The sequence below is a fragment of the Ureibacillus sp. FSL K6-0165 genome, assembly GCF_038004285.1.
GTDB lineage: Bacteria > Bacillota > Bacilli > Bacillales_A > Planococcaceae > Ureibacillus > Ureibacillus thermosphaericus.
Genome location: NZ_JBBOQS010000001.1, coordinates 2,425,186 through 2,447,798, shown reverse-complemented (window position 1 = coordinate 2,447,798; position 22,613 = coordinate 2,425,186). Strand labels below are relative to the sequence as shown.

17 protein-coding genes and 1 other RNA gene are annotated in these 22,613 nt (G+C 36.0%); 13 read left to right on the top strand and 5 right to left on the bottom strand.

The window, feature by feature from the left end; all coding sequences use genetic code 11:
* Window positions 1-12 precede the first annotated feature (12 nt).
* Entirely contained in the window at window positions 13-630 is a 618-nt protein-coding gene (gene recU / locus NST00_RS12060; RefSeq protein WP_016836996.1) for a Holliday junction resolvase RecU, read from the bottom strand.
* Window positions 631-791: 161 nt separating this feature from the next.
* Between recU and NST00_RS12055 the strand changes: the two genes are divergently transcribed.
* The 11 genes from NST00_RS12055 (at window position 792) to fabG (ending at window position 13,716) form a co-directional block, all read left to right on the top strand.
* Window positions 792-989, top strand: coding sequence for an endonuclease (locus tag NST00_RS12055; RefSeq protein ID WP_096550842.1), 198 nt, complete (start codon window positions 792-794; stop codon window positions 987-989).
* Window positions 990-1,023: 34 nt separating this feature from the next.
* A complete protein-coding gene (locus NST00_RS12050) occupies window positions 1,024-1,401 on the top strand; it encodes a YppE family protein (protein ID WP_340710019.1) in 378 nt (125 codons plus the stop codon).
* On the top strand, window positions 1,379-3,652 hold the full coding sequence (locus NST00_RS12045; protein WP_168411779.1) for a DEAD/DEAH box helicase: 2,274 nt from the start codon (window positions 1,379-1,381) through the stop codon (window positions 3,650-3,652). Before NST00_RS12050 ends, NST00_RS12045 begins: the two co-directional genes overlap by 23 nt.
* A gap of 4 nt (window positions 3,653-3,656) precedes the next feature.
* Complete coding sequence (locus NST00_RS12040) at window positions 3,657-4,922, top strand: ribonuclease H-like domain-containing protein (protein ID WP_016837000.1); 1,266 nt, start codon at window positions 3,657-3,659, stop codon at window positions 4,920-4,922.
* A 161-nt stretch (window positions 4,923-5,083) separates the two neighbouring features.
* A complete protein-coding gene (gene gpsB, locus NST00_RS12035; RefSeq protein ID WP_016837001.1) occupies window positions 5,084-5,380 on the top strand; it encodes a cell division regulator GpsB in 297 nt (98 codons plus the stop codon).
* 59 nt (window positions 5,381-5,439) lie between these two features.
* Window positions 5,440-5,832, top strand: an RNA gene (gene rnpB, locus NST00_RS12030) — RNase P RNA component class B.
* Between the two features lie 128 nt (window positions 5,833-5,960).
* Window positions 5,961-7,712, top strand: coding sequence for an EAL domain-containing protein (locus NST00_RS12025; protein WP_340710018.1), 1,752 nt, complete (start codon window positions 5,961-5,963; stop codon window positions 7,710-7,712).
* Window positions 7,713-8,846, top strand: coding sequence for a THUMP domain-containing class I SAM-dependent RNA methyltransferase (locus NST00_RS12020; protein WP_016837003.1), 1,134 nt, complete (start codon window positions 7,713-7,715; stop codon window positions 8,844-8,846).
* A gap of 166 nt (window positions 8,847-9,012) precedes the next feature.
* Window positions 9,013-10,914, top strand: coding sequence for an ATP-dependent DNA helicase (locus NST00_RS12015; protein WP_340710017.1), 1,902 nt, complete (start codon window positions 9,013-9,015; stop codon window positions 10,912-10,914).
* Between the two features lie 599 nt (window positions 10,915-11,513).
* On the top strand, window positions 11,514-12,776 hold the full coding sequence (gene ltrA / locus NST00_RS12010) for a group II intron reverse transcriptase/maturase (RefSeq protein WP_340710146.1): 1,263 nt from the start codon (window positions 11,514-11,516) through the stop codon (window positions 12,774-12,776).
* Between the two features lie 199 nt (window positions 12,777-12,975).
* Window positions 12,976-13,716, top strand: coding sequence for a 3-oxoacyl-ACP reductase FabG (gene fabG, locus NST00_RS12005; RefSeq protein ID WP_096550850.1), 741 nt, complete (start codon window positions 12,976-12,978; stop codon window positions 13,714-13,716).
* Between the two features lie 109 nt (window positions 13,717-13,825).
* Here fabG and NST00_RS12000 read toward each other — a convergent pair whose 3' ends face one another.
* The 4 genes from NST00_RS12000 to NST00_RS11985 all read right to left on the bottom strand — a co-directional run bounded on the left by NST00_RS12000 (window position 13,826) and on the right by NST00_RS11985 (window position 16,847).
* Window positions 13,826-15,457 (bottom strand): b(o/a)3-type cytochrome-c oxidase subunit 1, encoded by a 1,632-nt coding sequence (locus tag NST00_RS12000; protein WP_026018956.1) that lies wholly within the window; start codon window positions 15,455-15,457, stop codon window positions 13,826-13,828.
* Between the two features lie 49 nt (window positions 15,458-15,506).
* Window positions 15,507-16,004 carry a cytochrome c oxidase subunit II gene (locus tag NST00_RS11995; protein ID WP_340710016.1) on the bottom strand — a complete coding sequence of 166 codons (498 nt, stop codon included), beginning with the start codon at window positions 16,002-16,004 and terminating at the stop codon, window positions 15,507-15,509.
* Window positions 16,005-16,026: 22 nt separating this feature from the next.
* Entirely contained in the window at window positions 16,027-16,155 is a 129-nt protein-coding gene (locus NST00_RS11990) for a hypothetical protein (RefSeq protein WP_016837008.1), read from the bottom strand.
* A 233-nt stretch (window positions 16,156-16,388) separates the two neighbouring features.
* Window positions 16,389-16,847, bottom strand: a complete 459-nt coding sequence (locus tag NST00_RS11985; protein ID WP_340710188.1) for a chemotaxis protein CheX — start codon at window positions 16,845-16,847, stop codon at window positions 16,389-16,391.
* A 402-nt stretch (window positions 16,848-17,249) separates the two neighbouring features.
* On the opposite strand from NST00_RS11985, the gene NST00_RS11980 reads away from it, so the two are divergent.
* Both NST00_RS11980 and NST00_RS11975 read left to right on the top strand, forming a co-directional pair.
* Window positions 17,250-20,870 (top strand): dynamin family protein, encoded by a 3,621-nt coding sequence (locus NST00_RS11980; protein WP_340710015.1) that lies wholly within the window; start codon window positions 17,250-17,252, stop codon window positions 20,868-20,870.
* Window positions 20,871-21,146: 276 nt separating this feature from the next.
* Window positions 21,147-22,067, top strand: coding sequence for a copper amine oxidase N-terminal domain-containing protein (locus NST00_RS11975; RefSeq protein WP_340710014.1), 921 nt, complete (start codon window positions 21,147-21,149; stop codon window positions 22,065-22,067).
* Window positions 22,068-22,613: the final 546 nt, after the last annotated feature.

The window sequence follows — 22,613 nt, the reverse complement described above, 5'->3', positions numbered from 1 at the left end:
GCTTCATGTCTATCATTCTCCATTGGAAATGAGTTTTTTTATAGCATTTATATAATCGATTCTAGGATTATAACCTGGAATGATTTCATAGCTTTTCTCCTCAAAAGTATCGATTGGTATCGATTTTCGTCCTCCGTTTTTCATGTTGCACCACGCATCATATAAAACGGAAAAAGGTAGTAAAAAGTATCGATCCAGTTTAGAAAAACGCACAATGGTAAATGCTATTCCTTGTTGACTAGTTACATTTTTCATGTGGGTGATTTGATGTTCGTGTACATTTTTTAAAGGGAAAGAAGTTTTACTTTCCGTTTCTTTTGCTTCAAAATCAATGTAGTAGCCGTTCCACACCCCATTATAATCTGTAGTAGATGGAGTACGAAAATATGCTTCTCGAATGACTGCCGCACTCCTTTTTGGATACTCTACTTTGACGATTTGGATGGGAACAGGTTTCTTATGAATGATTGCAATTTGTCTACTTAAATAGTACGCATTTGTCTCATTGATTTCATCTTCAAGAGTTTTTCCTCGATTTCCAAAAGAAAAATCTTTGTTCTTTTGAATAGGATTCGCATTTGATGTTGTACTTTTCGGCTTATATGGTTTTCCGTTCGGATATTTGAGCATCCTAAAATCACCCTCTTGAAAATGATATCCAAATCTAGAAATAAGTTTAACATAAAAATTTATCGAAAAAATTGTTCTTTTAGCTAACGATGTCTAGTTTTGGCTAGATGAAAGGTTTTCTCCTATATATATTGAATTAACAAATATAAGGAGGGATTCGTATGAATAAATTTCAATTGCTTATATCTCAATTGGATTGTTTAGATGAAATGATGACCGCCAAACTAGAAAATGAACGAGCTATGATTAATGACTACTTTTTCGGACAAATTGTTTCCACTCATCAAAAAGTAAGCTTAGCAGAAAAGAATGTTCATGTAAAGAATGCTTGTTCCCCTATTGCTAGTGAATTAGAATAGATTTTGATACACTAAGAATAAGAGGGTAATCTCTATGAAACTGCTAGAACTGACGAAATGGTTATTAGATGAGTGTGATGCGTCAAGAAAACGTTTTTTTAAAATGAGAGAACTTGACGCAACACCTCTATTTTTTGAAGAAGTTAAACCGCATTCGGATGATGTACACCAATACCTCATAGACTGGAAAGAACTGGCCATTCAATGGATTGAAGAAACTAAGCCAAAATATGTGCATATACAACAAATTTACAATGTCGTAGAATCGATGGATCAGTTCGTCGTACAATCCTTTTATAAAGAAACGAGCAAAAAAAGATTCCTTCAATCTGTGCATTCGGTACAATATACACTTTCAACATTGTTAAGGTATTTGGAGGAGAAGAACGGTGAAGAAAAAAAGAACGATTGATGAGTTAGTTAGGGAATGGCAAGAAGATGAGGAAATAAAACAAAATATTGCTCATATCGTGACAATGGAAGGTAGAGAAGGGCAGTACGCAGATTTTCCCGAACATCTTCATCCTTCTATAAAAAAAGCGCTACAAGAGCGAGGAATAAAAAAATTATATACGCATCAACGCCAAGCATTTGATTTAGCTCTTGCAGGAAAATCTTTTACTGCAATTACACCAACCGCTTCCGGAAAGTCTCTCTGTTATCATTTGCCCGTATTACAAAAGATTTTAGAAGACCCTTCATCAAGAGCGATTTATTTATTTCCGACAAAAGCGTTGGCACAAGATCAAAAGACAGATTTAAATCACTTGATTGACGCCATGGATGAGGAAATATACAGCTATACTTATGATGGTGATACAGCACCAAATATTCGGCAAAAAGTAAGAAAAGCTGGCCACATTGTAATGACGAATCCCGATATGTTACATTCAGGCATTTTGCCCCACCATACGAAATGGGTCTCGCTTTTTGAAAATTTAAAGTTTATAGTCATCGATGAACTCCATACATATAAAGGTGTTTTTGGCAGTCATGTAGCCCATGTCCTTCGGAGATTGCTTCGCATTTGCCATTTTTACGGCAGCAATCCTGTTTTTATTTGTACATCAGCAACGATCAAAAACCCAAAAGAGTTGGCTGAAAAATTAACAAATACGAAGCATGAATTAATTTCTCAATCAGGTGCACCGGTAGGAAAGAAAACTTTTATTTTCTATAATCCTCCAATTATACATACAACTTTTGGTGTTCGAAAAAGTTCTATATTAGAAGCAAGAGATTTAGCAGCGAAACTATATCAAGCTGGGATTCAAACGATTGTCTTTGCCAAATCCCGTGTCAGCGTCGAAAGGCTCGTTACGTATTTAAAACAGCTAACAAAAAATAAAATTGCAGATGAATCAATTCAAGGCTATCGGGGCGGATATTTACCTTCAGAGCGGCGTCAAATTGAAAAAGGTTTGCGAGATGGCACAATCCAAATTGTTGTAAGTACGAATGCCCTTGAATTAGGTGTCGATATCGGACAGTTACAAGCCTGTATTATGACAGGATATCCAGGAAATATCGCCAGTGCATGGCAACAAGCTGGACGAGCGGGGAGAAGACAAGATTCCGCATTGGTAATATATGTAGCAAATTCTACTGCTCTTGACCAATATGTCGTCAACCACCCGGACTATTTACTGGGCAACGCTCCGGAAGAAGCACTTATTAATCCAGATAATATTTTGATTTTGATGAGTCATTTAAAGTGTGCTTCATTTGAATTACCTTTTTCGACGAATGAAACTTATGGAGAATTTGAAGTTCAAGAGTTGTTAGAGTATTTGCAAGAAGAGGGCGTTCTAGTGAAAACAAATGCTCATTATTATTGGATGAGCGACCGTTTTCCAGCTCATGATGTAAACTTGCGTTCAGCTGCTGGCGAAAATGTCGTCATTATTGACCAAACCATTCCAGCGGGCACGAAAGTAATTGGTGAAATGGATACGTATTCTGCTATGACGTTATTGCATGAAGAAGCGATTTATCTTCATCAAGGAGTTCAATACCAAGTGGAAAAACTCGATTGGGAAGAGAAGAAGGCATATGTTCGTGAAGTCGATGTAAATTACTACACAGACGCCAATTTAGCTGTGGAACTAAAAGTGTTAAGTGAAGATAAATCAGCTATGTATCAGAATGTGACGGTTAGCTACGGAGATGTAAGTTTAGTCGCTATACCTACTATTTTCAAAAAGATTCATATGACAACATTAGATAATATTGGATCCGGAAAGATTCATATACCACCTATGGAGATGCATACAAATGCTACGTGGATTTCCTTTGATTTGCCGGAAAATTGGTCAGAGGAGATGCTGACAGATGCATTAACTGGGGCTGCGTATGCCATCGGATCATTCATCCCGTTGTATATCCAATGCGATCGAAATGATGTCACAGTTGTTCCACAAGTAAAGTCCGTACACAATGAAAAACCGACTTTGTTTATTTATGACAGCTATCCTGGGGGAATCGGTTTAAGTGAGAAAGTATATGATCTTCTCGTACCTATTTTAGAATTAACGATTGAACATGTCTTATCTTGCCCATGTGAATATGGTTGCCCGTCTTGCATCGGTGCACAAGATAATTTATCCGATGGAAAATCGAGAGTATTGAAAATATTAAAGATTTTATTTAATGAAATGATGTGATGGTATGAGTTACGAAAATAAAATAATGCAACTGAAAAAAATGCTTGGAAAGAAGAAAGAACAGCATTCTGAACAACCTTCATATCAAAAACCAGAAAAACCAGCCTATATTTCCAATTGGGAAAAGGCTGGGCTTTCTATCGTAGAAAATGACTTTGGAGTGGTGTTTCATCGACAAGTCCGATATCCATTTACTTATCAGCATGGATGGTATCAACTTCAACAATTTTTTCAGGCAGTAGAGAAGTGGGAACAGACTAATTTTCACCATCCATATGCTATATCCTCAGAGGAAACAGTGTTGTTTTTTGATACAGAAACAACGGGCTTAAAGGGAGTTGGAACTCAAATTTTTCTCATTGGTTTGCTTGGGATTGATGAAGAGGAATTTGTGTTGAATCAATACGTATTAGCTGATCCAGCAAATGAAGCAGCATTATTATTTGAATCAAAGCTATGGCAATGGGGGAATACAATTGTATCATACAACGGGAAAAGTTTTGATTGGCCGCAGCTTGAGATGCGTTGGACCTTTCATAAAAACTTTTTGCCGAAATTACAAACGCCTAGACAAATCGATTTATTACATAGTTCAAAGCGAATCTGGAAAAACCACTTAGAAAAAGTAAAGTTGACGAAAGTGGAAGAAGAAAAATTAGGTTTCAAAAGGGAACATGATATTCCGGGATTTCTTGCTCCGATTATTTATGCAGATGCGGTGAAGAGCGGAAATGCTATCGAACTAATGAAAGTTCTTCAACACAATGAATGGGATATATTATCATTATTGACGCTTTATATTCATTCAACAAATCTTCTTCTTGACCATGCGTTACAAGATGATGCAGTTACATATATAAATATTGGAAAATGGTACGATGATTTAAAGGAACGTCAACAAAGCGAGAAAGTATTATTATCTGTAACAAATCAATTTGATGTAAAAGAATCAGGACTCGCATATTTCTATTTAGCATTTCAACAAAAACGCAATAAACAATTTCTAGAATCAATTGAATCTTTTCAAAAGGCAATACATATAATTGACGAGAGAAAAAAATTGAAAGCTTTTGAACAATTGGCAATGCTCTATGAACATCAAATGAAAGACTATTCAAAAGCATTACAGTATACAATAAAAGGAATAGATTTGCTTCAACAGGCAACATTTTTCAATGAGAATCAAAAGAAAAAACAGCTAGAAACTTGGGATAAACGTTTGCAGCGTATAAAAAAGAAAAATGGGAAATTATTTCATACTTTTGAATAGAAACTTTCATTTCCCAGGTAAGCGCAAATATTGACAAAATCTTTTCGTTCAATGAGTCGAAAATTGCAAAAAATATAATTATAAGATGTTTATTTGTCCTTTTATAACGTTATATGTGATATAATATAGGATACGTATGTATCGATGGAAGGGCGATGTGCATGAAAATAAAATTAAATTCTAAAATGATATTGGAAAAAGAATTTAAAAGACAAATGAAGGGCTACAATGTCGATGAAGTAGACCAATTTTTAGATATTATCATGGAAGATTACGACAATTTCAATAAAATGATTGAAGAATTACAAGCTGAAAACGAACGTTTGAAAAAAGAACTAGAAAATGCGACTAAGAAACAACAGATACCTCAACAAACTTTAGGAAATACGAATTTTGATATTTTAAAACGGTTATCGAATTTAGAGAAACATGTGTTTGGAAGTAAATTGTATGATTGATAAAATCCTCAAGTTGTTTTTGAATTAATTGTCTAGTATAATGATTTTTAGATCATAGTGGTTTCGAGTAATCGCTGCAAACGATTTTCGTTTGTAGAGGAAAGTCCATGCTCACACGGATCTGAGATGACCGTAGTGTTCGTGCTTACCGAAAAAATAAGGTAAGGCAAAGCTTACGCAGCTTTGACGGCGGAAGGAAGACCTAAGTCCTTTTTGGATATGGTTGACACTTCCTGAAAAGTGCCACAGTGACGTAGCTTCATCGGAAACGGTGAAGGTGGAACGCGGTAAACCCCACGAGTGAGAAACCCAAATTATGGTAGGGGCGCTCTCCCGAAGGAAATGAACGGAGGGAGGGACGAGAGAAATACTCTCGTAGATAGATGATTACTACCTGACAGTACGAGGCAATCGCCGTTTGAGTACGCAGGAACAGAACATGGCTTACAGAAATCACTATGATAAGGAAAACAAATACATTTTTAAATGTTCATCGTATGCTTCAATTAAAATTATCGTCATAAGCTCTCCATTAAAGGAGAGCTTTTCTTTATATAATCGATGCGGGGGAGAATGGATAATGGTGGGGAAAAATGAAAATCAATCAATAGATAAACAGATAACCGAGTCAATATCAGCGAAGGTATTAAAAATCATTATGGATAATATTACTGAAGGCGTACTCGTAACGGATGAAACGAAGAGAATTATATTCGTTAACCCAGCCTTTGAATACGTAACTCGCTATCATTTTGATGAGGTTGTTGGAAAAAATCCTACAATCCTCCAATCTGGCATGCATGATCACAGATTTTATCAATCTATGTGGGAATCCATTCATCAACAAGGGATATGGCAAGGAGAAATATGGAATCGAAAAAAAGATGGCGAAATTTATCCTGAGTGGTTAAAAATTAAGGCCATTAAAAATGAACAAGGGGAAATTACAAACTATATCGGGATATTTTCTGATATATCAGAGAAAAAGATTATTGAAGATGAATTAAAAAATAAAATCTTAACCGATACACTTACCAATGTGAATAATCGATATTCTTACTTAGTGAAAATGAATTCTCTTTTGGATTCCAACACTTTGAATAATAAAAAAATGAAAGTACAACATGCTTTGATTTTCATAGACTTAAATCGTTTTAAGCAAGTAAATGATACGTTAGGTCATATAATTGGCGATGCTTTGCTTGTGGAAGTAGCAAACCGCTTAAAAAATTTAGTGAGTGAAAAAGATATAATTGCCCGCCATGGAGGAGATGAATTTATCATCACTTTAGTAAATATTTCTCACCCGAGAGACGCTGCGCACTTTGCAGAAAAAATTATTCGTAAAATAGAGGAACCTTTTTTTATTGATGGTCATGAAATCTATATGTCAACGAGCATTGGCATTAGCCTTTACCCCATTGACGGCCAAACGACAGACGAGCTCATCTATTGTGCAGATAAAGCAATGTATTATGCAAAGCAAAAAGGTGCGAATCATTTCTCCTTTTATTTTGATGAATTAAATGTGAATAAGGCCAAATTATTAATTCTCGATAATGAAATGCGGAAAGGGATAGACAATAAACAATTTACTTTAATGTATCAACCAAAAGTATGTTTAACTACAAATCAAGTAATGGGTTTAGAAGCGCTAATTCGTTGGGAAAATGAAAAATTAGGATATGTTTCGCCAAATGAATTTATTCCATATGCAGAAGAAAGCGGCTTAATTATCCCTTTATCAGAATTAATCATTGATTTAGTATGTAATGATATCAGTTATCTTCATCAATCAGGCTTTCCAAATCTCCAAATCTCAATTAATATTTCCGGGCTTCACTTTCAGCAATATAATTTTTTACAATCAATCCAAACGATATTAGAACGAAATAACATATCAGCAAAAAATTTAGAGTTGGAAGTAACAGAACGAACAATTATGAATAACGATGCGGATACGATTAGAAAATTAGTTCGATTAAAGCAACTTGGTTTTAAAATAGCCATCGATGATTTTGGCACGGGTTATTCATCTCTCAGCTACTTAGTAAGATTTCCGATTGACTTTTTAAAAATTGATAAAAGTTTTATTCAACATATTACCGCTTTTGCTGATAAACAAGCTGTTGTTGATGCAATTATTCAAATGGCTCATCGCTTGAATCTTCAAGTTGTTGCTGAAGGGGTAGAAAGCATTCAACAATGCAACTTATTAAAGAATATGGGTTGTGATTATATTCAAGGATATTATTTTTGTAAGCCTAAACGAATTGATGATATAATAGACTTCTTGAAAATATGGGAAATTGAACATCAAGGATGGATGTAAATGACAAAATTTCAACTAGTAGCAACATCTGCAATGGGATTAGAATCAATTGTTGCAGACGAAGTAAAAGCATTAGGATACGAAACGAAAACAGAAAACGGCAAAATCTATTTTGAAGGTGATGAAAGAGCGATTGCTCGAACAAATCTTTGGCTTCGAGTTGCCGATCGAGTAAAAATCGTTGTTGCACAATTCCCTGCAACGACTTTTGATGAATTATTTGAGAACACAAAAGCCATTGAATGGGAACAATATTTGCCTGTTGATGCAAACTTCCCTGTCAGCGGAAAATCAGTGAAATCAACTTTATATAGTGTACCGGATTGTCAAGCAATCGTAAAAAAAGCGATTGTGGAACGGTTAAAACATGCTTATAAACGTATTGGCTTTTTAGAAGAATCGGGAGCAACTTTTAAAATTGAAGTATCAATTTTGAAAGATTTGGTAACACTGACAATTGATACAAGTGGTGCGGGACTCCACAAAAGAGGATATCGGGTAGGCCAGGGTGATGCACCTTTAAAAGAAACATTGGCTGCCGCTTTGGTAAAAATCTCAAAATGGTCACCTCACAGACCTTTTGTAGATCTTTTTTGCGGATCAGGTACGATTCCAATAGAAGCAGCGATGATTGGCCAAAACATTGCTCCTGGATATAACCGAGAATTCATTTCGGAAGAATGGGATTGGATGAATAAGTCAATTTGGGACGATGCCCGAGTGGAAGTAGAAGACTTAGCAAACTATGATCAGCATCTTGAAATTTTAGGTACAGATATCGACCATCGAATGGTGAAAATTGCACAAGACAATGCAATGGAAGCAGGTTTTAGTGATCTTATTACTTTTAAACAAATGCAAGCAACTGATTTTACGACTACTTTAACAGACGGGGTAATCATCTCGAATCCTCCGTATGGTGAAAGAATTGGTGAGCGTGAGCAAATTGAAAAGGTTATTGTTGAACTAGGTAAAATAATGAAAAATTATCCAACCTGGTCGGTTTATTTGCTGTCTTCAATGGACAATATTGAAGAATTGTACGGCAAAAAAGCAACGAAAAAAAGAAAATTATTTAATGGATTTATTCGTACTGATTTTTATCAATTTTGGGGACAGAAATCCATCAAGTAACAACCTATGAATATCGAATGTTGTTAATTTATGTCGATTTTCTTATAATATAAATATTGTTAGTGATTAGCAAAGATTATGTAGACTTCAATAGGTGTCTTGAATAGTTTCGAGACACTTTTTCTTAATGTCTAAAAAGTAGGCATTCATAAAGGAGATTTGAACAATGAGACCATCATTACCTTTTGAATTATCAAGAGAGAAAAGTTTTTTTGATTCCTTAGGGGATTGGATTGGCGACATTTTTTATGATGTATTACCCGAAAAAGGATTTGAATGTCGGGATGAACAAATTTTTATGAGTTATCAAATAGAGAAAGCATTAAAAGAAAATAACGTTTTGTTTGCGGAAGCGGGTGTTGGAACAGGGAAAACCCTCGCTTATTTATTGCCCGCAATCGCTTACGCTCGTTACAAAGGGAAACCCGCTTTAATTGCATGTGCTGATGAAACATTGATTGATCAGCTTGTGAAAGATGAAGGGGACATCGCAAAAATTGAGAAATATTTAGGATTGAAAATTGATGTAAGGCTTGCGAAATCCCGTGATCAATATTTGTGTTTAAAACGTTTTGAGGAAGCGGAATTGTATGAAGATGATGAATGGATAGATGAGATTGCTTTCAACATTCCAGAAGAAGTGTTTGCTGAAAGTTCAGCTGTACAAATCCCCCTTTATGGTGCAAGAAGCGATTATCCACAAATTAGCGATGAAAATTGGAATAAGGTGAATTACAATTCCATTATGCAGTGTAGTACGTGCGAGAAACGTAATCGTTGTGGTCAGACGCTGCATCGTACGCATTATCGAAAAGCGACTGATTTGATTATTTGCTCGCAAGATTTTTTAATGGAACATTTAGCAACAAAAGAATCTCGTAAAAGAGAAGGGCAATTAACACTTTTACCTGATGTTTCGTTGATTGTATTAGATGAAGGGCATTTATTGGAATATGCAGCTCAAAAAGCGATGACATATAAAGTGCAAAATTATACCATTGTAAAATTGCTAGATCAATTAATGGTAGACGGTATTCGTGAAAGCACGTTATATGCGATGGAAAAATTGCAAGATGACCACGAATTATTTTTTGACCAACTTCGGGAAGATATCGTACCATCCGATGAAGACAGAAAAACAATTCAGAAATCCGAAAAATTATTGGCATTAGGAAAGCAACTAATCGATGATGTAGAAAAATTATTGGAAGAGTTTGTGTTTGAATCAGAAATGTACGTTATTCCGGAATATGAATTGAATATTGTTGAAGAATTTTTAGAAGAGTATGAGGCCGCTTTAAAAATATTTATTTCAAAAAGCGAAGCAGTTGATTGGCTGGAAGATACGGATGGCGAAGAAACGTTAGTCATCATGCCAAGATTAATTACAGAAGTATTAGAAGAGAAGTTATTTTCGAACAATATACCGATTATCTTTTCATCCGCAACATTATCCGTCAATAAAGATTTTTCTTACATTGCTTCCAGTTTGGGTGTGAAAAAGTATCAGCATTTTAGCGTACCTTCTCCTTTTGATTATGATGAAGTTATGAAAATATATTTACATGAATTGAATGAAGATGAGAAAGTGAAGAAAGTAGAAGAGCTGCTAAAACAAAATAAGAAAACATTGGTACTGTTTAAATCTAGACAATCGATGTTGAATTTTAAAAACAAATTACCAATAATGTCACGGTTAACAGTTGGTTTTGAAGGAGATCGAGAATTAACATCCATTATTCAAGATTTCCAAAACGGCACTATTAAAACCCTATGTTCCTATCATTTATGGGAAGGTGTGGACTTGCCAGAAGAGGCATTGACACAAGTTGTTATTTATGAATTACCATTTCCACCAAAAGATCCGCTTTTTGATGCAAAACGAAAATTTGTTGAGAAACCATTTGAAGAAGTAGATTTACCATTTATGTTACTGCGATTGCAACAAGGAATTGGTCGACTCATCCGCACTTCAAAAGATTACGGTGACGTTCACATTTTATTAAATCAAGAAGATAATGCAATACAATCACGTTTTGTTGAAGTATTGCCAGTGAAACCACAATAATGAACGAACAGATATATGCAAAAAGTCTATATAGATTTTTTGCATATTTTTGTGCGCCCGGCATGTACATGAACTATAGGGTGTAAGTCCCGAACCCCGAAGACAGAAGTAGAGGTTAGCCAAGAGCAAGGGTGTCCGTGGTGACGCGGAATCTGAAGGAAGCTGGAGGCAAAACACCGGTCCGAGGAACACGAACCTCATATAAGGCTAGGTATGATTGAGTGAGTTTGCAAAACAAAACAAAGCTCTTTCTGTCGAAGGTCATATCGAGTAGATGAGGCGGATAGATGGTGTGAAAGTGCATGTACTTACCCGGGGAGGTCTGGCGGATAGGTGAAGTACGCTTCATAACCTACTTAGTGATAAGTAGCTGAACCGTCAGAAGTCAGCAGAGGTCATAGTATTAGTTGGTCTAGAACAACTAAGAAGGACCGAACAATTAAGAGAGAATAGCCCTTGGCATTCAGTGAGTCATGATGAAAACAGAAAACGTAGTACCTCACTTGAGGAAGGAAGCGGTGAATCCCGTGGGGGACCTCTTGGAGGGTGGAGTGACCACTGGCATAAAGAGAACAGCTATTCACGGAAGGAGAATAACGATGCTTTTGAATCAAATCCTGTCACGGGAGAACATGCTTCAAGCACTAAAACGTGTAGAACAGAATAAAGGAAGCCACGGAGTAGATATGATGCCCGTACAAAACCTACGACAGCACATAGTCGAAAACTGGCTATCTATTAAGGAGGCAATTCTCAAGGGAACTTATGAACCAATGCCAGTCCGCAGAGTCGAAATCCCGAAACCTGACGGCGGTGTTCGTTTACTAGGAATCCCTACCGTAACAGACCGTTTGATTCAACAAGCAATCGCCCAAGTACTTTCAAAAGTGTATGACCCTACATTCTCTGAAAACAGCTACGGATTTAGACCAAACCGAAGTGCCCATGATGCGGTGAGGAAAGCGAAAGAATATATAAGAGATGGACATCGATGGGTTGTAGATATGGACTTGGAGAAATTCTTTGATAAGGTCAACCATGACAGATTAATGGGTACACTCGCGAAGAGAATCCAAGATAAACCATTACTGAAATTGATTCGTAAGTATTTACAATCGGGAGTCATGATTAATGGTGTGGTGTCAAGCACATTAGAAGGAACTCCACAAGGAGGACCATTAAGTCCGCTACTATCTAACATTGTACTAGATGAACTAGATAAAGAATTGGAAAGAAGAGGACACAAATTCGTTCGATATGCGGATGACTGTAACATTTACGTGAAAAGTAAACGAGCAGGACTTCGCACAATGGCAAGCATTCAACGATTCATTGAAGGAAAACTACGACTGAAAGTAAATGAAAAGAAATCAGCGGTCGACCGTCCATGGAAACGTAAGTTTCTAGGATTTAGCTTTACCTATCATAAAGAGCCAAAGGTTCGTATCGCAAAAGAAAGCCTTAAACGAATGAAGAATAAAGTTCGTGAAATCACATCACGCAAGATGCCCTACCCGATGGAATACCGCATTCAGAAACTGAATCAATATCTAGTGGGATGGAGTGGATATTTTGCGTTAGCAGACACCAAATCTATATTCCTTGAATTAGATAAATGGATTCGTAGAAGACTTCGAATGTGTCTATGGAAGAACTGGAAGAAACCGAAAACAAAGATACGCAACCTTATTCAGCTTGGCGTACCACAATGGCAAGCGTATGAATGGGGAAATACTCGGAAGAGTTATTGGCGTATTTCAAATAGTCCAATATTACACAGAACCCTTGGTAACTCCTATTGGAGAAACCAAGGGTTGGAAAGTCTTGAAGCTCGTTATGAAAACTTGCGTCAATTATCTTAATTGAACCGCCGTATACGGAACCGTACGTACGGTGGTGTGAGAGGACGGGAGTTAATCGCTCCCTCCTACTCGATTTATTTTTAAGAATATAATTTTTTAAAAATTGTTGAAAGTGGTCGTGTCAATGCTGTCTATGTCGATGAATGTCTGTTATTGTAAAAGATGTACGGATTAATCTATTCGAAAAAGGGAGAGAAATATGAGATTAAAAGGAAAAGTTGCCATTATAACAGGAAGTGCAAATGGAATAGGTAAGGCCGCTACCATTAGGTTTTTGGAAGAGGGAGCAAAAGTAGTCATCGCAGATATACAAGCAGAAGAAGGAAAACAATTTGAAAAAGAATTAACTGAGCGAGGTTATGACGTTTTATTTTACCAAGTAAATGTTGCAAAAAAAGAAGAAGTTGAAAAAATGGTTGAAAAAGTGAAGGAACATTATGGCAAGATTGATATTTTAATCAATAATGCAGGTATTACAAGGGACGCGATGCTTGTAAAAATGTCAGAAGAACAATTTGATGAAGTCATCAATGTAAATTTAAAGGGAGTTTTCAATTGTACGCAAGCGGTTTCAAAAGTGATGATTGAACAAGGACATGGAAAGATTATTAATACTTCATCTGTAAGCGGTGTTTATGGGAATGTGGGGCAAACAAATTATGCTGCTGCAAAAGCGGCAATAGTGGGCATGACAAAAACGTGGGCGAAGGAACTTGGAAGAAAGGGTATAAATGTGAACGCTGTCGCTCCAGGATTTACGAAAACAGCAATGGTTGATAAGATGCCAGAGAAAATATTAAATTATATGGAATCGATTACAAGTTTAAAAAGGTTAGGGGAGCCAATCGATATTGCAAACGCTTACTTGTTTTTAGCTTCGGATGAATCAAATTACATCACAGGTCATATTTTACATGTAGATGGTGGAATTATGATGTAAAATTCAAAATACTTATTGAAAAAAAGTTCATAATATTTTAATATTCATAATATGTGCATAAATAACCCTCCCCGTCAATGTGGGGAGGGAATTGTGTTGCATTTTTTTCTTACCATAATCTAAAGCCTTTAGCTCCAAGAGGCGAGTTAGATATAATATCGATGATTGGAATTGTATAAGCGAAGATAATTACTGCAATCATGATGACGCCCCAAAGTTTGAAGTTTTCGATAGCAGCTGGAGTTTTAGCAGCTCCTGGTGCAACTTCTGCAATTGGGAAATCCTCCTCACCTTTAGGAGCAAAGAAACCTACGTAAATTACTAATCCAGTGATTACTAATATTGCGATGAATAGGATTGATCCACCAACCGCTTGAGCAATTTGATAAGAGAGCCATTCAGCCGCTTGTTCTGAACCACCGTAAGTAGAGTAATCAGAACGACGTGGTGCGCCTAATAAACCTGCGATATGCATGGCACTCGACATAATCGTCATACCAATAGCCCATAAAATTCCTGCACAGTTTGCCATGCTATTAGCACGTTTTGTTAAAGTTCTACCATTTAGGTGCGGTATTAACCAGAATGCTGTACCAAAGAATGTTAATGCAACAGCACTAGCTACTGTTAAGTGGAAGTGACCTGTTACCCAAATTGTATTGTGAATCAGTTCGTTCATTTGGTAAGAGGCGTTAACGATACCACCGGCACCGCCAGGAATAAATGCAACCATACCAATGAATGGTAGTAAGAATCTTGAATCATTCCATGGTAATTTTTTGAACCATCCAAATACGCCTTTCGCACCAAGTTCACGTCCTCGCAATTCAAATGTTGCAAACATGGAAAAGGCAGTCATTAATGATGGAACTACGACGAAGAATGTTAATACTGCTTGAATGAACTTCCATAATGGATCAATACCAGGTTCAGTGTATTGGTGGTGAATACCAACTGGTACTGAAAGAATTAAGAACAACATGAATGTTAATTTTGCTAAAGCATCTGAGAAAACTTTACCGCCGATGATTTTAGGAATGATTGTGTACCAAATCATATATGCAGGTAATAACCAGAAATAAACTAATGCGTGACCGAAATACCAGAACAATGTTCTAGAAAGTAGTACGTCAACACGTTCTACTAATCCCATTGACCAAGGGATTAATTGGAATAATACTTCAATTGCTACACCTAATGTAGCGACATACCATAAGAAGTTGTTCACTACAACCATAAAGGATAATAGCGGTGTACTTTGGCCTTTATGTTCTTTCTTCCATTGAACAAAACGCATAATTTGTGCTAAACCTGTAAACCAAGAACCAACAATTACTAATGCTAAACCAAGGTAGAATACCCAGTGGGCTTGTAATGGTGCATAGAATGTGTAAAGAACAGAAGCTTCATTCGTTAGAATCATTGCGGCTGCTGCAACTAATCCAATTGTAGCAATCCAGAAACCAATCCAGCCAATTGTTCGTTGTTTATTTGTAAATGTACCAGAAGTTCGACTAACAGCAGCTGTTTGGAATCCCATAATGAAGAAAGTTGTTAATACAAGTCCGAGTAAAACACCGTGTACTGTTAACACTTGATAGTAATTAAGAAAACTAGGGAGCTGAAGTGTACCAGCACGAACTAATACTTGAAGTAATCCAGCTATACCACCTAATAATACGGCTATAAATGCGATATAGATATATGCTAATGCTAATTTACCATCTCTTCGATCAACCATTTCAAGTTGCTTTTTTAAACTTGTTGATACAGTGCTTTGTACGGTTTCCTTAGTTGTTGTTGTCATTAGGGTCCACCACCTTTAAAGTCGAGTACATTAATGTGTGACCAGTACCACAATACTCGTTACATACGATTGTATATTCTCCAACTTTATCGACAGTTGTAATTTTTTCTGATACATATCCAGGTTCAAGCATCATATTTATGTTTGTTCCTGCAACCTCAAAACCGTGAATAACGTCTTTTGTCGTTGCGATGAAACGAACTTTAGAACCAACAGGTATTTCAAGTTCCATTGGAGTGTAAGCAAACGCTTGTGCAACAAGTACCACTTCATAATCCCAGTCTTTACCTTCTACTTTGTGTATTCCGGGGTTATTGAAAGGAGCGATTTCATCTACTTTTTCGTAGTTGTTTATCGTCCATTTCGAGTTATTTGGATGCGTTCCTCCATGGAATGCGCTTACACCGAGAACAATTAAGAACACGATGAGTGTACCTGTGCCAAATATTAACCACCATTTCTCATACTTGTGTATGTGCATTGTTTTCCCTCCTGCTCAAGTGTTAGAAGCGACCGATGTATAAATCGAATGCAGCGATCCAAAAAATAATAATAATTAGACCTATACCAAAAGTCGCTAAAAGAGTACCTGTTAAATTTTCCTCCGAAGAATTCTTTTTGTGATTTGTCATGTCTCTCCCTCCTATGAAATGAACTCAAATATGATACTTCACGTTCATCATAATAAAAATCAAACTTCCAAGATGTGATAAAAATCACAGTTCAATACTGGAAATGTGAATTTCCTGTGAAAGTCGATGGAAGCAAAAAAATAAAATGTCTCAAAAAAAGAGACATTTTATGCAAAAAAACGTAATATCGTTCTATATTTTTTAATAAATTTTTATGAAAATCTATGTAAAAATTACTTATTATCGATTGTAAGCAAAACCGTCAACATACCTATATCTTCGATGATAGTTGGTAATTTAATGGCGTTATCGATACCGTGAAGAGTCGTCTTGCCGATGAGTATTGTCGGTGGAGTCACGTCAATAAATAGTTGTTTTTCACTTGCCTGAATACTTAAATTTCCAGCAAACATATTCCCGAATTCCCCTGTAAATGATTTCAACATTTCGCCTTCTAAATTCATGCCGAACATTTTCATTCCTATCGCAGAAAAAATAGCGGAATTGCTATCCAGTATTACTCTACCTTTAATATCACCAGTCAAACCGACTAGAACGCCAATTTCTTTATGGGTAAAAGGCTCGGTCAAAAAGGAGGGAGACTGAATGTTGATATTCATTGGGATGATTTGTTTTAATGTGTAGATTGCACCGTTTAAAATCGTTTGTACATGTTTAGAAGTCATAGACATCAATCTTATCGCATCCTTTTGTATTTATTTACCTATTTTAGCAGAAAAAAAACCGAAATTAAGAAGAATTTTGTATATTTATTATTATTTTATTTTTATTATAATAATTGATAAGAATTCTCATCGAAAAAAGGGGTAAAAACGAATGGTTTACGCATTCATTGCTGGGACGATTGCCATATATTATTGGATCGGTACATACATCTTTAAAAATGTAACGAAATAGTGCCAATCAACTTTTTTTAGCGATTGGCACAAATTTTTTGTATTTTCACACATTCTAAATATACTCAATAAAAACTTCATTTTTCTTGTAATCTTTTTGATTTACTAGCGATTTTACTTGAAAAGCATGTTAATATTATAATTGTGACAAAATGAAGGCAAAGGGGTATTTATTCCATGAGTAGTTTTGACGAAAAAATATCACAATTGTTAGAGCAATCCGCAATTCAATACATAATATTTAAGAATAATGAAGATACAGAGCGAATGGAAAAGCTCCACTTATTTGCTAAAAAACTATTACAAAAAGAATATGTCATTGGATTTGCCGGACATTTTTCAGCTGGAAAATCTAGTATGATTAATGCATTATCCGGTGAAGATATTTTAGCTTCTAGCCCGATTCCGACGAGTGCAAACATCGTAAAAGTCCATAAATCAGATGAAGATTTCGCTATTTGTTATATGAAAGACGACAAGCCTGTCAAATTTGAAGCTGGATATGATATAAAAACGGTAAAAGAATTAAGTAAAAATGGCGACCTCGTTACGCAAATCGAAATTGGGCATAAAGATTCAAAGTTGCCTGTCGGTGTCACTGTGATGGATACTCCAGGAGTCGATTCTACAGACGATGCTCACCGTATGAGTACGGAATCAGCATTACATATTGCGGATATTGTTTTTTACACAATGGATTACAACCATGTGCAGTCTGAATTAAACTTCCAATTTACAAAACAATTAATGAAATATAATCCAAATGTGTATTTGATTGTCAACCAGATTGACAAACATAATGAACAAGAACTTTCATTTGAAGAATATAAAGAATCGGTATATAAATCCTTTAAAGCTTGGGGAGTGGAGCCGAAGGGCATCTTTTTCACATCTCTTAAAGATTTCAACCATCCTCACAATGATTTTGAAAAAGTAAAAAACATTGTGATGGATTCAATGGAACACTGGCAAGATCGCCTAGTAGAAACGGCTGAAAACACATTGAAAAAGATGCAAAGTGAACATTTAGCGTTTTTAGAGGAAGAAAAGAATGCACGATTTGAAGAGAATAGTGAAGTTTTATCAACCGATGAATGGGATAACCGTGAAGATCTTTTAGAGCAATATGAAAAATTAAAATTGCAAACAGAACTATTCTCCATTGAAAATTGGGAGGAAAGCTTCAAGGAAAAACGAAATGACTTGCTAGAAAATGCAGCAGTCATACCAGCTGACTTCCGAGAAAAACTGCGTCTATATTTAGAGAGTCAACAAGAAGGATTTAAAGTAGGTGGCTTTTTCACTTCGAAAAAGAAAACTCAAGAGGAAATCCAACGACGCATTAAGGATGTCTATGACCAGTATCAAACCATCTTACAATCGCAAATCATCGGTCATATGAAATCGTTAATGAAACAGTCATTAAAAGATGTTGGAGCATTAACAGATGAAAGGGCTAGCCAAATCGATGCCATCGCTTTTGATGTGCCGTTTACTTTAATTGAAGAATGTGTTCAAAGAAACGCTATTGTTACAGGGGATGCGGTGTTAAACTTTGCTAATCGAGTAAGAGAGGCAACTCGTCGCTACTTTATTCGTGAAACGGATGCGTGGAAAGACAGTCAAATTCCATTATTAAAAGAACTCGGTGAAACATCACAAGCTCCAGTACAGCAAAAATTGAATAATCTAGAAAAGAAAGTAAAAGCAATTCAAAGCATCTCTGAAATGGACGAACGAAAAGAATTTTTAGAAAGACAGCTCGTTCATGCATCAAAAAATACGAGAGATGAAGCGAAAAAACAAAAAGAGCAGTGGGAAAACAAGTTCGAACAAGAGTTAAATGAAGTTCGATTATTTGACCCATCTATGCTGAAACAAGAGCAACAAGAAGAAGTGGTGGTAGAAGAGGTACCACAACAAATGGGTGTATCAATGCAAGGCGATGAAGTAATTGACAATGCTTTGCATACAGCAAATCTTGTAAGACAAGTGGAAGGCTTTGAAGAAGTAGCCGACTTCTTATTGAAAAAAGTTGAAAGGCTACAACATAAAGATTTTACGATTGCCTTATTCGGAGCATTTAGTGCAGGGAAATCAAGTTTCTCAAACGCATTAATGGGCGAAAAAGTATTACCGGTATCCCCAAACCCAACAACAGCGGCCATTAACAAAATACGCCCTGTAGATGAACAGCATCACCATGAAACAGCAGATGTTCAACTCAAAACGAAAGAACAACTACTAGAGGATATTCAATTTGCATATGAAGCGATTGGAATGACGGTCCAATCGTTAGATGAGGCATACAATCGTGCAGATGAAGCATTAAAAGTCGAACTGAAGGATGAGCGCTTAAATGTTCATAAATCCTTTATTCGCGCATATAAAGAAGGTTATCCTACTTACAGCAATCAACTCGGTGAGATTCTTCGTGTAAACCGAGAAGAATTTGAACGGTTTGTTGCGGAAGAAAACCGATCTTGCTTTGTGGATAATATTAATTTCTATTATGATTGTCCACTCACTCGTATGGGTGTGACATTGGTAGATACACCGGGAGCGGATTCAATCAACGCTCGTCATACAGGTGTCGCATTCGAATATATTCGCAATGCCGATGCAATTCTTTTCGTCACGTATTACAACCATGCTTTTGCTAAGGCAGACCGTGAATTTCTAATCCAGTTAGGTCGCGTGAAAGATGCCTTTGAATTGGACAAAATGTTCTTTATCGTTAATGCCATCGATTTAGCGAAAAACCAAGAAGAAGCTGAAGATGTGAAAGCTTATGTTCGCAATGAATTGCAGCGCTTCGGCATTCGTTTCCCTAAATTGTATGGCGTCTCCAGTTTACTTGCGTTGCGTGAGAAGCAAGAGAAGGCGGAATTGGCATCTGGAATGCAAGAGTTTGAACAAGCGTTTTATCGCTTCTTAAATGAAGACTTGGCATCAATTGCGATTCAAGCATTACATGAGGAAGTTGAAAAAACTCATCAACGTTTATCAGATTTAATTGTTCAAACTGAAGAAAACTTAAAACGAAAAGATGAACGATTAGAGGAATTGGCACAGTTAGAAGATTATGTAGAGAAACATTATCGTTCGTTAGGAACAAGCATGATTGAAAGCGATACGAAGCAAGAACTCGATGAACTATTATATTATGTATTGCAAAGAGTTTATTACCGTTATCCAGACTTCTTTAGAGAAAGTTACAATCCATCGACATTTGCAGCGTTGTCGCCACAAGAAGCTTTAAGTGAAGCGTTAAAAGAAACGTTAAGTTCTTTAAAATTTGACTTTGCTCAAGAACTTCGAGTTACGAATTTCCGCATCGCACAATTCATTCAAAAACAAATGAAAGAACGTTTCAAAGAAGAAAGTCGTTCTTTGAAGGAAATGAACCAAAGTTTCTCATTTATTGCTTATGAGTTTGAAGATGCGGAATTATTGGATTTCGATGGTCCGTTTGATGATTTCAATAAATACGCATCCGTAAAATCATATTTCAAAAATACGAAATCTTTCTTTGAAAAGAACGAAAAAGAACATTTGAAACTAGCGTTAGAAGAATTAACGAAACCAGATGCTGAGAAATATTTAGAAGAACAAAAACAACAAGTGATGGATTGGGCGCGGACGTATATTGCGAAGGAAGCTGAACGTTTACGCGAACATATTTATCACCAAGCGATGAATCAAATTCAAACAGAACGCTTATTACTACAAGAAGAAAGCCGATTGGCGACTTGGAAAAATATCTATCAAGAATTGCAAAAAGTGGAAGTCAAATAAAGCGACGGAGTGTCTATTTGAGACGGCTCCCCTTGAGGCTCGACACAAATAATTTGTGGCGAAGGGCTGTGGAAATTTGTTCGACTACAGCAGCGCGGAGAATTTTAACAAATCAATTAGGGAATAGAATGTAAGGGTGTCTAGAAAAGTTCCATTTTCTAGCACCTTTTTTATTTGCAAACTTATGTATGTAGAAATTTTTGTGGAAGTTTGTAACCTTTTCCGTCGTTATTCGACTAATTGAACGAAAACGGAATTATGAAAGGAGAGGTGCATGTGAAAAAGAAATTATCTGCTCTTTGTGCATTCGCTGTGCTAAGTAGCTTCACGCTGATTCCTGATGGAAATGTACAAGCACTTGAAGTAAATGACAATCCGGTTATTGAAGCTAAAGAAGAGTACCAATTAAAATATTTTCAAGTAAGTGGAACAATCAGTAGTATTACTGAAAAAGAAAATGGATCTTTCTTTGCAACTATAGACTCAAAGGAAAATCCATTCGGCTTTTATTTCGATGAAGACACGTTCATTTTCGATAATAGTGGAAACGCGTTAAAGTTGAAGGAAGGCATGCAAATCACAGCCTATGTTGATAGTCTTAAACCAATGATAATGATTTATCCACCTCAATATTCGCCTGATGTAGTCATTGCTCAAACGGATAATCCAGGTACAGTACAGTTGGATCAATTTGATCAAAACTACTTAAATGTCGCAAAAGATTTAATTATTCATTTGAATGAAAAGTCAAATATTATGAATTTATCAGGTGAAAAACTATCAAAAGAAGATGTTATTGATAAAGAAGTATTAATTTTCTATGAAGTTGTGTTAGAAAGCCACCCTGCTCAAACAGTACCTTCTAAAGTAATTGTATTAGAGAGAAATGAGCAATCGGAACAACCATCAGAAATCGAAAAAGCTTATCAAATCGCTGAAAATGATTTCTACATCGTCAACAATGTTAAAATGGTACCTTTACGATTGATTGCTGAGCAACTGGGCTACCGAGTAGACTCTACTGGCGTTGGAGCAATTGTATCAAAAGGCGAAGTTTCATTTACGATTACTAGAGGGACGAAATCTTACATTACAAATGGAACGACGAAACAGTTTGTAGAAGCACCTGCATTGTTAGAGCCTCGTAAAACATACGTGCCGTATGAATTCATTGAGGAACTTGTGGGGAATTTTTAAATAATTAAATTGGGATACCAACCGTTATAAAAAGGGCGCCTGAATAGTCATTTTAGGGCGCTCTTTTTGCTACTGTGACCGAAGTAAATTGGGGATGTCGCTTAGATAGATTACAGCTGACGTCAGCTATCGTATTAGAAAAATTGAGACGAGGCGGCGCAGTTGATGTGATTACAGCAGAAAAAGAATTATAATTTAGAGATTTGAGCCTTACCAAAAAGGGCAAACTTTTTGGTCAGGCTGTTTTTTTAATTATTAAGATGAAAAATTGTGAAAAATATGTGACAACGTCATTTTTTTCTAAATTGAAGTATGTGAAAAATATCATATTTAACTAAGCAAAATAGTCTGTTTTCATTTTCACAAATAAATGCTGATAGTATCAACGTTTGAATTGTGAAAAATGCATTATAAATTATATTAATATAATAAAAATTTAATCAAAAAATTAATAAAAGTTGGTCAAAAAAATCATGAAAGCGCTTTAAAAACTCGGTATTTTCAATGTGTTTTGAGGTTTCGACAAAATATGTTATTGACTTTAAT

Bases quoted from the DNA above. Each gene is read 5' to 3' on its own strand.
- NST00_RS11985 (WP_340710188.1), bottom strand. From the start codon at position 16,847: ATGTCTATGACTTCTAAACATGTACAAACGATTTTAAACGGTGCAATC.
- NST00_RS12055 (WP_096550842.1), top strand. From the start codon at position 792: ATGAATAAATTTCAATTGCTTATATCTCAATTGGATTGTTTAGATGAA.
- recU (WP_016836996.1), bottom strand. From the start codon at position 630: ATGCTCAAATATCCGAACGGAAAACCATATAAGCCGAAAAGTACAACA.
- NST00_RS12020 (WP_016837003.1), top strand. From the start codon at position 7,713: ATGACAAAATTTCAACTAGTAGCAACATCTGCAATGGGATTAGAATCA.
- NST00_RS12040 (WP_016837000.1), top strand. From the start codon at position 3,657: ATGAGTTACGAAAATAAAATAATGCAACTGAAAAAAATGCTTGGAAAG.
- NST00_RS11990 (WP_016837008.1), bottom strand. From the start codon at position 16,155: ATGACAAATCACAAAAAGAATTCTTCGGAGGAAAATTTAACAGGTACT.
- gpsB (WP_016837001.1), top strand. From the start codon at position 5,084: ATGAAAATAAAATTAAATTCTAAAATGATATTGGAAAAAGAATTTAAA.
- NST00_RS12025 (WP_340710018.1), top strand. From the start codon at position 5,961: ATGGTGGGGAAAAATGAAAATCAATCAATAGATAAACAGATAACCGAG.
- ltrA (WP_340710146.1), top strand. From the start codon at position 11,514: ATGCTTTTGAATCAAATCCTGTCACGGGAGAACATGCTTCAAGCACTA.
- NST00_RS12015 (WP_340710017.1), top strand. From the start codon at position 9,013: ATGAGACCATCATTACCTTTTGAATTATCAAGAGAGAAAAGTTTTTTT.
- NST00_RS12050 (WP_340710019.1), top strand. From the start codon at position 1,024: ATGAAACTGCTAGAACTGACGAAATGGTTATTAGATGAGTGTGATGCG.
- NST00_RS12000 (WP_026018956.1), bottom strand. From the start codon at position 15,457: ATGGTTGATCGAAGAGATGGTAAATTAGCATTAGCATATATCTATATC.
- NST00_RS11995 (WP_340710016.1), bottom strand. From the start codon at position 16,004: ATGCACATACACAAGTATGAGAAATGGTGGTTAATATTTGGCACAGGT.
- NST00_RS11980 (WP_340710015.1), top strand. From the start codon at position 17,250: ATGAGTAGTTTTGACGAAAAAATATCACAATTGTTAGAGCAATCCGCA.
- fabG (WP_096550850.1), top strand. From the start codon at position 12,976: ATGAGATTAAAAGGAAAAGTTGCCATTATAACAGGAAGTGCAAATGGA.